Annotated in this window: 12 protein-coding genes; all 12 read right to left on the bottom strand. The window is 41.7% G+C overall.

Going from position 1 to position 12975, the window contains the following annotated elements; translation table 11 throughout:
• Positions 1-201: 201 nt before the first annotated feature.
• Positions 202-723 (bottom strand): cyclic pyranopterin monophosphate synthase MoaC, encoded by a 522-nt coding sequence (gene moaC / locus JMW39_RS12380; RefSeq protein WP_201547005.1) that lies wholly within the window; start codon positions 721-723, stop codon positions 202-204.
• A gap of 25 nt (positions 724-748) precedes the next feature.
• Positions 749-1549, bottom strand: coding sequence for a molybdenum cofactor guanylyltransferase (locus tag JMW39_RS12385; protein WP_201547007.1), 801 nt, complete (start codon positions 1547-1549; stop codon positions 749-751).
• Positions 1550-1552: 3 nt separating this feature from the next.
• Positions 1553-2083, bottom strand: coding sequence for a molybdenum cofactor biosynthesis protein B (gene moaB, locus JMW39_RS12390; RefSeq protein WP_089555991.1), 531 nt, complete (start codon positions 2081-2083; stop codon positions 1553-1555).
• A gap of 70 nt (positions 2084-2153) precedes the next feature.
• Entirely contained in the window at positions 2154-3278 is a 1125-nt protein-coding gene (gene moaA, locus JMW39_RS12395) for a GTP 3',8-cyclase MoaA (protein WP_201547009.1), read from the bottom strand.
• 287 nt (positions 3279-3565) lie between these two features.
• Positions 3566-4855: a gephyrin-like molybdotransferase Glp gene (gene glp, locus JMW39_RS12400; RefSeq protein WP_201547039.1), complete on the bottom strand. Its 1290-nt coding sequence runs from the start codon at positions 4853-4855 to the stop codon at positions 3566-3568.
• Positions 4856-4962: 107 nt separating this feature from the next.
• On the bottom strand, positions 4963-5649 hold the full coding sequence (torD, locus tag JMW39_RS12405) for a molecular chaperone TorD (protein WP_227679518.1): 687 nt from the start codon (positions 5647-5649) through the stop codon (positions 4963-4965).
• A 224-nt stretch (positions 5650-5873) separates the two neighbouring features.
• Complete coding sequence (gene torA / locus JMW39_RS12410) at positions 5874-8396, bottom strand: trimethylamine-N-oxide reductase TorA (protein WP_201547011.1); 2523 nt, start codon at positions 8394-8396, stop codon at positions 5874-5876.
• 28 nt (positions 8397-8424) lie between these two features.
• Complete coding sequence (torC, locus tag JMW39_RS12415) at positions 8425-9672, bottom strand: pentaheme c-type cytochrome TorC (RefSeq protein ID WP_265088460.1); 1248 nt, start codon at positions 9670-9672, stop codon at positions 8425-8427.
• Positions 9673-9808: 136 nt separating this feature from the next.
• Positions 9809-9979, bottom strand: a complete 171-nt coding sequence (locus JMW39_RS12420; protein ID WP_201541825.1) for a periplasmic nitrate reductase, NapE protein — start codon at positions 9977-9979, stop codon at positions 9809-9811.
• Between the two features lie 462 nt (positions 9980-10441).
• Positions 10442-11722 carry a c-type cytochrome biogenesis protein CcmI gene (gene ccmI, locus JMW39_RS12425; RefSeq protein WP_201547019.1) on the bottom strand — a complete coding sequence of 427 codons (1281 nt, stop codon included), beginning with the start codon at positions 11720-11722 and terminating at the stop codon, positions 10442-10444.
• Positions 11719-12384: a cytochrome c-type biogenesis protein gene (locus JMW39_RS12430; protein WP_201547021.1), complete on the bottom strand. Its 666-nt coding sequence runs from the start codon at positions 12382-12384 to the stop codon at positions 11719-11721. The genes ccmI and JMW39_RS12430 overlap by 4 nt, the downstream gene beginning before the upstream one ends.
• Positions 12381-12971, bottom strand: a complete 591-nt coding sequence (locus JMW39_RS12435; protein ID WP_089553938.1) for a DsbE family thiol:disulfide interchange protein — start codon at positions 12969-12971, stop codon at positions 12381-12383. Before JMW39_RS12435 ends, JMW39_RS12430 begins: the two co-directional genes overlap by 4 nt.
• Positions 12972-12975 lie beyond the last annotated feature (4 nt).

Genomic DNA, 12975 nt, shown 5'->3' on the forward strand with positions numbered 1-12975 from the left:
TGGGTAAGATGTGTATAGTGTTTCATAACGTTCTGATATGTAGGAGTTGAAGTTTGAAATGCAACACGGCACATCTTACTCTTCAACTCATTCTTTTAAAACGTTGCACTTCTTATTTGAATCTAGGTATTAAAGTGCTCATAGAAATCTCCGTTATTTATTCATTACTCAGCTTTTGCATACGATATTAATCAGGCTAATTTACGCATGCTGATAGTCGGATTTACCACCAGTTTTTTTCATCAAATGAATATTATCAATCACGATGTCATGCGAGATGGCTTTGGTCATATCATAAATGGTCAAACAGGCGACACTGACGGCAGTTAACGCTTCCATTTCTACGCCAGTTTTATGAGTGACCTTAACGGTCGCGGTCACAGTGATACTGTTTTGGCTATTATTGTATTCAAAGCTTAAGGCAATTTTATCTAATGGCAGAGGATGGCAAAGTGGAATCAAGTCATGGGTACGTTTTGCTGCCATGATACCGGCGATATGAGCGGTCTGGGTGATACTGCCTTTTTTGGTCATACCATCAGCAGCTTTAATTTGCTTATAAATATCCGCAGGGAAAATTACTTGACCGCTTGCATGTGCTTCTCTTGTAGTAGCGGTTTTGCCACTGACATCGACCATGGTAATGTCACCATCGCTATCTAAATGTGATAGGGCAGATTGATTACTTTGTGGGTTACTTTTTTGCTGACTATCGCTATTCATTTATAGTTTCTCTTAATAAGCTTTTTTATAAGCTGCTTAGGGCTAAACAAGCACGCTCAAAATCTTTAGGAGTATTAAAATTGGTTAAATGCTGCCACTCTTCTATAAAAGGTACAGGCTGCACAATAGGTTTAATAAATCTCATGACTTGCCGCTGACCATCGTCAATATACTGCTTTAAATCAGGCTCAATATCTAAACGGTACAAACCTAATAACGGATATAAATGAGAATCATCGTTAAGACAAATAACCGATTTATCTGCAGCTTGCGCTATATAAGGTTGCAGTTTTTGCCATAAATCGGTGACAGGAATCAAGCTATCACAGCTAATAACCAGCAGCCAAGAGGATTGCTCGTCTGGCAATTGTGTTAGCTCAGTCGTATTTGTCGATTTCTTCAATGACTGCAGCGCTGACTCAATGGCCACTAATGCGCCGCCGGTTTCGATCTGTTTCTCATCACTACTATATGTTTCATTGCTAGAAGCATTTTTAATTAAAACATTGTTAATCGAAAAATTATTAACTGAAAGATAGTCAGCAATATGGAAAATTGGCGATTTCGGGTGTTTCTTCATCAAATTTGGGTCAATGGTAAAACCACGTCCATTATCTGCAATCATGATAGATATATTACTCATCATAGCTGCGCTTAATTCAAGCGCTTGTCTAACATGATAATCAAGTAGGCGCTCGCCTGTTGGTAGGATTAATTCAGCTTTTGGCGTTCCCATACGTTTGGATGCGCCGCCTGCCAAGATAACGATACCTGCTAAGCGATTGAATGCACCTATTTTTATTAAGCTGTCTGCCACTTCAACCATGAATTAATCGTGACCTGGATTGGTACGCATAAAATGTGGCACAAAATTACAAGGACGTGTGCGGCTATCGAGCTGCTCTTGTAAGATACCTTCCCAAGCAGTGCGGCAAGCACCTGATGAGCCGGGTAAGCAAAAAATACCTGTACCGTTTGCCATACCAGCCACAGCGCGAGATTGAATCGTCGACATACCGATATCGTCTTTTGAAATTAGGCGGAACATCTCACCAAAACCATCAACCGATTTATCAAATAATACGCCGACTGCTTCAGGCATACTGTCTCTGATATAGAAACCCGTACCACCAGTGGTAATAATGGCGTGCACATCTGGGTCGGCAATCCAACCACTAATGACGGCTCTGATTTTATAAATATCATCAATAATCAACTGACGATCCGCCAGTTGGTGGCCTGCTGCGGTCAATTGGTCAACCAAATATTGCCCTGAGGTATCTTCTGCAAGAGTACGACTGTCAGAAACCGTTAAGATGGCGATATTGAGCGGGGTAAAGGGTGCTTGCAGCTTACTCATGAATAATCCTTAATAACTATGCTTGTTATAAAAAATAAAAAATTTGATTATTAGTATATGGTTGATAATTCTAACCGCCAATCATCGACAAATTATTCATCATGCCGCTGTTTGATTCGTGAAGATGATGATGCTCAGGTTTAATCGGCATAAAGCTGTGCAAGGTATTCACAAGCCCGGCCACATCGTCTTGCTCGAGATACGGACGAATATCGTAGTTACCTTGGTCGAATAGACACAGATGCACCTTACCTTGGCTACTAACCCGCAGACGATTGCAGCTGTCACAGAAGTGGGCAGCATAAGGGGCAATCATACCGATACGGCCTTTATAATCTGGATGGCTATATTCTATCGCTGGACCGTCATTGCTGCCACGCACATGGGTTTGCCAGCCGTGCTTGATTAAATAATTGGTGATGATGTCAGACTGTGCGTGCTGGGCAAAAAACAAATCGCTGTTGTCACTGGTCTGCATAAATTCGATAAAGCGATAGGTGACCGCTCTGTCTTTGACATAGTCGATTGCATTCATCAGATTTTCAAAGGCGGTTTCAGCCATTAAAATACTGTTTATTTTTAGCTTAATATCTGTGGTCGCAAGTAAGGTATCCATATCAGCCAAGAGCTGCGGCAACATATCAAAGCCTGTCATCTTATGGAAGGTTGCGGCGTCAAAGCTGTCCATACTGATATTGATTTGATTCAGTCCAGCCGCTTGCCAAGCAACCAAATGCTTGCCAAGCTTATAGCCATTGCTGGTCATAGCAACCGTTTCAATACCTTCGGTGTTTTTGATGGTTTTAATAATGTCTACCACATCACGGCGTATAGAAGGTTCACCGCCGGTAATCCTAACTTTTTTGGTGCCAACTTGGGCAAAGCCGCGGATTAAGGTGGCAATTTCGTTGATACTGAGCTCGTTTTGTGGGGGCTTGCCTTGATAGCCATCTGGCAGGCAATACTCGCAGCGAAAATTACAAAAATCAGTAATGGATAGACGTAAGTAAGTCAGACGTCGTGCAAAACCATCTGTCAGTTGTTGATGGCTAGTATTAATAGGAAGGGACGAATCAAGGGGCAGATTATCAACAGTGGCATCGATGATAGAAAGTTTTTTACCGTCATGGATAACAGATATTGCCACAGGTGAATACAGTTGTGCATTCCCTATTGTGGGGGCGTGATAGGACATAATGTATTACCGTTAGTTTTGAATATGTTGTGGACTTTTAAGCGTTGCCTCAGGTTATGAATCAATATTTTTTATTATTTAAAACTTGTTATGATGAATAGTCATTGTAACAAACTAACGTTAGATAGCTAGTAACCCTACAAGTCTTATATCTAACACTAAAACAGTTGATATTAAAACTTATAGGGATAAGCAGCGGAAAGTTGATTTAACTGCTTTCTCTAGTTGACTGCGTTACTAGTTTCATATTTGACAAGCTATACTATAGACAAGGAAGAGAAGGAAAGTTATGACCAAGGAAATAACTGCACCTCTACCTTTTCCCCTGCTACGACATTGCCGGATTCTTGGGCTAGCACAATCAAACTATTAGCATTACTGAGCTGTTTAATACGATGAGACTGCTGGTTGGCAAAACTGGTCACTTGTAAGTTACCATTATCATCCTGCGACAAGACACCGCGTTGAAAATCTTTGCGACCTACTGACTTCTTAATATTACCTTGTAGAGTTGCTCGCACCTTTAAGGTCATCGGTAAATCATTAGTGCGTACGCCTGATAGACGCCATAGCGCCGGAATAACTAACTGTAAAGTGCCAACCACAGTAGATAAAGGATTACCCGGTAAGCCAAAATATAATACGGGCTTATCAAGGTCTTTACTTAACTCACCAAACACAAAAGGCTTGCCTGGTTTCATGGCTACTTTATAGTGGTTTATTTGCCCTAATTTTTCAATGACGGCGGTTAAAAAATCATAGTCGCCTACTGAAACCCCAGCGGTAGAAATCAGCACATCGCAGTCATGCATGGCTTCAGTAACGGCAGCAGTCGTCTTATCCAAATTATCAGGGATAATGCCATAGTCATGAATAATCACTGGCAAGCCAGACAACATACTTTTAAGTGTTGGCGTATTAGAATTATAAATCTGTGCCAAGTTATTGATTGGCTCACCTAAAGCAACCAACTCATCACCAGTAGCCAATAGCCCAACGACTAAGGGTTTATAGATGTCGACTTTATCAACGCCCAAATTGGCAAGCAAGCTAATATCAGCAGGGTTCAAACGTTTACCTGCAGTTAATACCACCTCACCTGACTCAATCTCTTCACCTTGTTTGCGAATATGCTCATCGACTACAACCGTTTGAGATAAGGTGATTGAATAGGTTTTTGATTTATCAAGTGACTCTCTAATATCTAAAAAATTGGTGTTTTCTTGCATGATGACCGTATCACAGCTGTCAGGAACTACCGCACCGGTAAAGATACGTACACCTTGTCCAGCTTGTAGATTGCCAGTGAACGGTTTACCTGCTTGCGACTCACCTATAATATCGATAGTTCCATTTTTGCTAAGGTCACTACCAGCAGCAACACTGTAGCCATCCATCGCCGATAGGTTGTTTCTAGGAATCGTAAAAGGCGATACTATCTCTTGCGCAAGTATATGATTTTGACTGTCTAGCAGGTCACACGTTTGCGTTGCTCTTTTTACTATAGGAAAGTCATCTTGATTATAGCTTTGAATACGCTGGGTTATATACTGCTGAAGTTGTTCAAGGGTAATCATTGGCTTTATACTCACTTATACTTAATGCTATACAAAATTAATGTTACGCAGGTTAAGACTGTCATGTATTTATTTAAGACACCCATTATGCACAAACTAGCTAATCACTAACTCACTATGCTCTCTAGTGCTGCTCTATCTTCTATAACAAACTGCTCTACTAAAGCAGCAAGTGCAGGATAAATATCTGTTTGCACATTAATCTTTTGACAGTATGCAGTGAACTGCGGTAGCCAATTAAGTAAAGCACTATCAAGAAAATCGATTTGTTCTTGTACCGTGTTGAGCATATCAAGCTGCTGCTCAATAGCTTTATTAATCCATAAGCTCATAACGATAAAATAGACACTTAAATGATCATTCGGTTCACGAAATTCAGGATGTAGGCTTAATTGCTGGCTATCAAGGAAGCGCATCATATGAGCAGCAGGTTTGCCATAAAGATGTTTATCGCTGCTCAGATAATAAGAAGCGTAAGGCGGTGCACTATCATCACCACTGAGTAAGAATATCTGCGCAAAATCTGCGGCAAGCTCAATGGCACGATGCTCTTGTGGGAATTGCTGCAAATTATCAATGGCAGCTTTGACGCGATTACTGTGTTGCTCAAGTCCGAGATTAACAAATACCTTGTGAATACTATCGTAAGCTTTATTCTGTTGCCATTCACCTAAGGTTGCTGAGGTAAGCTCACGCGCGAAAATATCTGCAAACCAACGATAAAGTGCAGAACGTGCCGGATTAGCAGCTTGCCATTCTTCAAAGAAGTTCATTTTATCTTCAGTTATGTTCATTTTATATCCAATTTAAAATATTTTTATGTGTTATTGGCAGTTGCTTCTATTAATTAACACATTTATTAAATAGCAGTTTTATTTTTATATGATAATGGCATTAAGCACCACATTAGAACAGATCATCTATATAAATAAATAAATGCCTTTGTAAGTTACACATGCTATTTACATCGCATACGGCTTACAAAGGCACTTTTTATCACTTACTATTCCAAACTAAACTAACCCATTTGGGATAATGCAGCAACACTACCATCTGGATTGACATACTTTGGACCACCGAAAGAAGTCACTGCTGGTGCTTTACCAACAAATTTCTCCATCTCGACGATACAAGTATTGGCACTAGGCGCTTGTGCAAGACTTGAGGTACCGATATCAATGGTTAACGTATTAGGGTCACCATACGTATCTAGCGCACCGATTTCAGGGCCAGTAGGTCCATACCATGCACCCTCTTGTATACGAATGATACCAGGTGGGAAGTTATCAGAAATTACCGCACCTGCTAACAACTGACCACGATCATTAAAAACGCGCACAATATCACCATCTTTGATACCACGAGCTTTTGCATCTTCAGGTCCCATATAGCAAGGTTCACGACCTTGCACAGTATAGGTTGCACGACGCTCTTCAGACTCACAAGTTTGTGAATGTAGACGGGTATCTGGATGCACTGATTGTAGCCATAGTGGATGCTTATCTGAACCAGGACCACCGTGTGAGCGTTCGATTTTCTCCATCCAAGTAGGATGGCCCTTGCAGTCATCATAACCATAACTGGCAATTTTTCGGCTGCTTATCTCAATAAAACCTGATGGTGTACCAAGTGCATTGACTTCAGGATCTTCAAGGAAATCAGCATGTCTTGTCCAGTTTTCACCCTCTGGGAATAGCACGTAGCCTTTTTTCCAAAATTCAGAAAATTCCGGCATAAAAAAGTCTTTTTTCAAGTTATCCGCACGGCACTCTTCGTAGATTTGCTCAATCCACTGCATCTCATTCATATTACGGCTATATTCGATTTCACGATTCATGCGCTTGGTTAGTTCATACCAAATATCAAAGTCTGACTTAGAATGATAAAGCGGGTCAATCAGCTTGTGCATGGCAATAACGCCACGATTACTATAGGTACCGTAAGCATCAATATCATTACGCTCATAAGGCGTACATGCTGGCAGTACAATGTCAGCAAAACGACAGGTAGCCGTCCAGTTATAGTCGACCGCAACGACTGTCTCAACTTTGCGGTACGCCTCCTTCATGCGATTGCGCTGCTGATGGCGATGCCATTGGTTACAGCCTGAAAAAATACCCATTTTATAAGGCGGAAGGGTAACTTTATGACCGTTAAAGTCAATCTCTTTACCCGGCTCAAGTAAGCAATCAATAGCGCGCGCGACTGGTATGACAGAGCTATAACCATTAAAGTCTTCGTTATCGTGCTTAGGTTTACGGCCCGTATCGAGGTTTAGTGGGAAAGCACCCGGCATAGAAGCACCTGAAGCTGGTACACCCGATGAGCTATAGTGGTGCGAATAACTAATACCCCCACCCGGCTGACCAAACTGACCAAGCATAGCAGCGATAATCGCTCCCATCCAATAAGGTTGCTCACCATGTTGTTGACGCTGAATCGCCCATCCGAAAATAAGCTGGGTACGGTTCTTTGCCATTTTGCGGGTAAGCTCACGGATACGGTCCGCTTTGATACCACAAATCTTTTCTGCCCACTCTGGGGTTCTCTCAATTTTATCTTCAGTTTTCCCCATCACATAAGGAATAAACTCTTCGAAGCCGAGAGTATAGACATCAATGAATTTTTTATCATAAAGCTTTTCGGTATATAGCGTATGCGCAATAGCCAGCATAAACGCCACATCAGTATGTGGGTTAACATATTGATGATCACACTCTAGATAGTTCTGAGTTTTACTTTTGACCGGGTCAATACAGATAACCTCAATCTCTTTATTTCTAACTTTAGTACGTAATTTTTCTAAGTACTCATAAGATTCATGAGTTTCTGTATTCCAGCCAACTTGTAAGTTTTTGACGGGGTCATTCGCCCACATAACGATGACTTTTGAATTTTCTAAAATCAGCGGCCATGATGTACCTTGTGAATACACCTCAGTCGAACCTAACACGTAAGGCATAATAACTTGACCGGCACCCGTTGAATAATCCCCTGCTGTACCTACACTACGGCCGTGCATCGCCACAGCGCGTAGCATATGGTTACCACAACTGTGGATCTGTCCTACTGACCGCCAGCCGACGTTAGCCGTATGCAACGCCCAAGGACCATAGTCCTTTTGAATACGCTCAAGCTCTTCATAGACCATGTCTAAAGCAGCATCCCAACCGACGCGTACGAAACGGTTATCACCGCGCTGTGTAGTATCACTTTTATGACGGTTTTTATACCAGTCAACCCGAACCATAGGATAACGTACCCGTGATGGGCTATAAATAATCCCATGTACCCCCTGCAAAATATCGGTCGGGAACTGATCAAACTCAAAGGGCTGCACTTCAACGAGTTTGTCACCCTGAACATTGGCACGGAAGGCACCCCAGTGAGCACCGGACATTTTCCAGCCACTCAAATCAGGCTTTTTCCCAGTCTTACCAGTAACGATACTGTTATCGGCAAGTAGTGACGTCGGTAACAAGGCGGTACCCGTTAAAGCAGCTAGTGACTTGAGAAAGCGTCTGCGATTGATGTTTTTCATAATATGTCTCTCTAATTATTTTCTCTAGTTACGGTCTAGCACCTTGGAACGTATTTTCAGGCGAACCACTACCTTGAGGGTTCTTTCTAAAGTCTGATGAGTGCAGTTGTAGATATTTTAAGACCATAGCTGCACTATCATTGTCTAAGTTAGTAAACCCTACCATTCCACTAAATAGGCCTGGCCATTGGTTGGCATCGTGTCCACTTGGATCTGGTTGACGGTGGCAAGTACTACAGCTATCACTATACGTCTGGCTAGCAACGTCCCAAGCCGGCTCGATACTCTCCATGAGGCCTCCTTCGGCAACCCAGAACTGAGCCTTCACTTTTTGCCATTCAAGACCAGTGAGTGGATCTTCTTTCAGCTCGCCTTTTGTAATTAAACTCTCATCACTAGCTAAGTCTTTTTCGATAATGGCATCAGGAATATTTAGACCAAAGTTGGTATACCATACGCGACCAAAGCCTTTGTTTTTGCGCCACATATCCAGCTCAATTTGTACTCCACCATCTTTGTGCGCCAATACTTTAACGGGTGCAGCAATTTCTATACTACCTGCTTTAGTCTTTCTATCATCTGAGGTATATAAATCTTGCGGTACAATGTTGTAATAGTTTTGACCATCTTTAATTTTGGTACTTCTTGCTTCAGACAATAGCGAATCAAATGCTGGATTGTGCATACCTTCAGTATTTGGTAACTCGTGCGCAATCCCTTTGTGACAATCAAGACAGCTGGCATCACGTTCAGCCGCACTACGCATAATCATTTGTGAGGTGACACGCATTTTATCAAAATCCATGCTGTCGTAATCATGGCAAGTGCGACACTCTTTAGAATCGTTAGCTTTGAAGCGGCCCCACTCACGTTGTGCTAATACCACACGATGATCAAGAAATTTTTCTCGCGTACCAATGTCACCCATTAGTTGTGACAGTACTTCACGTGAGGCTTGCATTTTACGCGCAACTTTAGCCGTAAAGTCATGGGGTACGTGACAATCTGAACACTCTGCCCTAACGCCAGTACGGTTTTTAAAATGCACAGTTTTCTTGAGCTCGGGTAACATGTTATCACCCATAGTATGACAAGAAGTACAGAACTCTTCGGTGTTGGTTGCTTGCATGCCAGCATTAAACCCTGCCCAGAACCAAACTCCGCCCGCAAAGCCTATGATGACGAGAAGACCCAATCCGATTTTTGCAGAAGGTTTAAAAAGAAGACGACGCAGCCAGTTAAATAGGCTTTTGATTGCATTCATGATTGCTTTCATGATGATTCCTTACTGTATTTCATAGCCATTTAGATTTCATATAATTTGGGCGGTTATTTGTCCACTTTTTGCGTGAAAATAATAGAGATTAGCGATTGGACAATATTAGTTACTGACGGGACGCTAGTTAATAGACTTAAGAAGGGGGTCCCCAGAACAGCATTTGACCGAACCAAATGATGAAACCGTAAGCGCAAAGGAATAAAAGGGCTATAAATGGCAAGGCAACAAAAGCCATGATTAGAGCACTGAGCCACTCGCGTCTAACTGGTTGCTGTTGGGTTTGTAATGGTTGTTCAGGTTGCATAGGTCACCTCTAAATATATTCACGCTGGCTAACAAGTAGTAAAACAGTAATATTCAAAGCAGTTTTCATAAGAATTATAAGACTAAACCAGCCATTATTTTTATTTTAAAATGGGTGATAAGTTGTTTTTATAGGTGTACTGTGTATTAATTTTTAACCTAGCTATTGCTTGATATAGATAAACTAAAACTGAAAGTTGTTTATATCCTCACTAAAGATAATGATAACATAAAAAATCCTATTTTTAGTAAGGAATAAGCTTAGTTCAGCCTAAAACTGTAGAACAAATTCTTAATTTCAATAAGCCTTTTAATATAAGAGCAAATCAGGTGTTATAAGGCATACCAAGCTTTATTATTTCCTGAATTTTCATACTATCTTACATACAGAAAAGCCCCGAGATTGTCGGGGCTTTCAAAGATTAAAAAATTTCTAATTAACAATAGCAGTTAGCTTTAGAACTTAAGGTACTTGCTGATTGATTTCAATATTTACTTGTTGCTGGTCACTTTTTAGCAAAACTGGATTAGAGGATAAATCACCAGATGCGGAAATAGCATTACCAGAATGGCTAATGCGCGCAGTCACAACCAGCTGCTCACCTGATACGCGAGCAGGTTGTAAAGTTCTATCAGCCATCATCGCGTCTAGATTACTTAGGCTTAAACTGATATTGCCTTGCTTTAAATTGCTAATCGGTATTCGTTTTGCCGCATAGGGCGGCCCACCTGCAGCGGCGCGAATAGCGACAAACAACACATCATCAGCGGTTATCAAAGGTAGTAACTTAGCATTTACAGTGACAGATACATCGACACCTTCAGCAGCTTGCGCTTGTTGCCTGACAATATTGGCTGTTAACTCGTCCAAGCCAGTAAGCGCATGCATGTCATCGCCTGGATTTTGTTCCATACGCTGACGCATTTTAGCTATCCAGCCTTGTGCCTGCTCATAGTTACCTGCTTTCGCCTCGCCCCTTGCCATCAACATCTGTGCTGCCTCGTTCTCAGGATCGCCTTTCAAGATGTCCTCCAAGACTCGGCGGGTCTCGACATCAAGACTACCGCCATTTGCTAAAAAGCTTAACTGCGCATACTCTGCCGCAATATTTTTATCATCAGGGGACAGCCTATAAGCTCTCGACAGGGCTTCTAAAGCGGATTCAGGCTCTTCAAAAGATAAAAATATTTCCGACAATACCATCCAGCGGTAAGAATCATCAGCATTACGATGGACATTGGTCTGAATGGTCGTGAACAGCCCTGCACCATCTTCAAAAGCCCACTCTGGTAGTACTTCAATCTTGCCGGAAAGCAGCTCCTCTGATACTTCACCCACCCTATCCTGCGCACGCCATAAGTCAAACACATCACTACGATCGCTGAAAAGCACATAAGCACATATCGCCAATACTGGCACACAGACTATCAGTGCCAACTGACCTTTGAGACTAGGCAATTGCATAGGTGTTGCGATTTGTTCAGCATCTAATAACTGGCGCTCAAGTTCTGTTTTTTGGTCTATATATTGAACATCATCTATAGTACCTATTGCCTTATCAGCAGCGAGCTCACGCAATCTGGACTTATACACATCGATATTTAGATCAATGAGCCGATTGTCTACAGGATCAGGCGCCTCTCTACTTGAGCGCAACCACGGTACGATGACTATCAATGCGGCTAATAGAGCAACTAATAGGCTAAAAATAATAAATATGACAAGAGTAGAAAACACAGTCATAAGGAATCTCCTTTATCGCGTGTTTGCCCATTAGGTTTGGGTTTCGTCGTTTTAAGATTAGAGGGCTTAGTCTCAGTTAGGTTAGCTTCGTCTATCGTTGCCTCTGTCGTTGTCTTACCTGATTCTTCCCGACTTGCTAACAGCCTATCTAACGCTGCTTGCTCTTTAACTGTTAGTGAACTACTTATATCTGTATTCGGCATAATAGGGCGTTTACTAGGAGCTTTATTAGGAGCTTTACCACGAGTATGATTGCGCCAAAACCAGCCGCCCAGTATTAAGATTAATAACAGGGGTGGAAAGAACCAAAGTATCCATGTAGATGGACGTACTGGTGGACTATAACTAATAAAATCGCCATACCGCTCTTGCATATACTGACGAATCTCAGCGTCCGAGCGACCATCTTTTACCATATCATAAGTTTTTTGCTTTAAATCCTGGGCGATAGGTGCATCAGAACCTGCCAGATTTTGATTTTGGCATTTCGGGCAACGAAACTCATCAATTAGGCCGCGGTACTGCGCTTCTTGCCGTTTTGAATCAAAGTCGTAAACTTCGATAGCCGCATGACTCAGGTTTGTCGCTCCTATTAATAAGGTAAAAAGCACAAAAACTGGGATTAACACTAGTCTGTAAAATAATGAGGTGTTAGCGTTCATTGGCAAACCTCTTCAACTTGGGTAGATGCTATTTTTTCACCAGTAGCCTCTTGTTGTAGAAGTTTTAAACAAGGGTTAATCCGACTTTGCCAATTTTCTTCGTTTACTTCACCAACGATATGCTGACGAATAATGCCCTTGCTATCGACAACGAAAGTCTCAGGGGCACCAGTCAAACCTAAATCCAAGGCGAACTGACCAGAATAGTCTTGCACAGACATCAAATACGGATCGCCAAGCTCATTAAGGTAATTAAGCGCATCACCAATCTCGTCTTTATAGTTCACACCGACCGTATGGACACCACGCTTCTTTAATTCTAAAAAGAAAGGATGTTCATACACACAAGTCGGACACCATGAACCCCAAATATTGATTAAATAAGGAGATGTTGGCATTTGTGAGTCTGTCACCATGAGACTGGTATCAGACAATAGTGGCAACTCAAAAGTTGGTACTGGACGTTCGAGTGCTGTATTGGTCACGATTTCCGTCGGTTTACCCAGTCTAAAAAAAAGCATAATAATGAAACCAATAAACACGATAAGCGGAATCAAAAACCACAGTTTAAGTTGTTTACTTTCCATAACC

It is taken from the genome of Psychrobacter immobilis (assembly GCF_904846175.1).
Lineage (GTDB): Bacteria > Pseudomonadota > Gammaproteobacteria > Pseudomonadales > Moraxellaceae > Psychrobacter > Psychrobacter immobilis_E.

Bases quoted from the DNA above. Each gene is read 5' to 3' on its own strand.
- moaC (WP_201547005.1), bottom strand. From the start codon at position 723: ATGAATAGCGATAGTCAGCAAAAAAGTAACCCACAAAGTAATCAATCT.
- JMW39_RS12385 (WP_201547007.1), bottom strand. From the start codon at position 1,549: ATGGTTGAAGTGGCAGACAGCTTAATAAAAATAGGTGCATTCAATCGC.
- moaB (WP_089555991.1), bottom strand. From the start codon at position 2,083: ATGAGTAAGCTGCAAGCACCCTTTACCCCGCTCAATATCGCCATCTTA.
- moaA (WP_201547009.1), bottom strand. From the start codon at position 3,278: ATGTCCTATCACGCCCCCACAATAGGGAATGCACAACTGTATTCACCT.
- glp (WP_201547039.1), bottom strand. From the start codon at position 4,855: ATGATTACCCTTGAACAACTTCAGCAGTATATAACCCAGCGTATTCAA.
- torD (WP_227679518.1), bottom strand. From the start codon at position 5,649: ATGAACATAACTGAAGATAAAATGAACTTCTTTGAAGAATGGCAAGCT.
- torA (WP_201547011.1), bottom strand. From the start codon at position 8,396: ATGAAAAACATCAATCGCAGACGCTTTCTCAAGTCACTAGCTGCTTTA.
- torC (WP_265088460.1), bottom strand. From the start codon at position 9,672: ATGAAAGCAATCATGAATGCAATCAAAAGCCTATTTAACTGGCTGCGT.
- JMW39_RS12420 (WP_201541825.1), bottom strand. From the start codon at position 9,979: ATGCAACCTGAACAACCATTACAAACCCAACAGCAACCAGTTAGACGC.
- ccmI (WP_201547019.1), bottom strand. From the start codon at position 11,722: ATGACTGTGTTTTCTACTCTTGTCATATTTATTATTTTTAGCCTATTA.
- JMW39_RS12430 (WP_201547021.1), bottom strand. From the start codon at position 12,384: ATGAACGCTAACACCTCATTATTTTACAGACTAGTGTTAATCCCAGTT.
- JMW39_RS12435 (WP_089553938.1), bottom strand. From the start codon at position 12,971: ATGGAAAGTAAACAACTTAAACTGTGGTTTTTGATTCCGCTTATCGTG.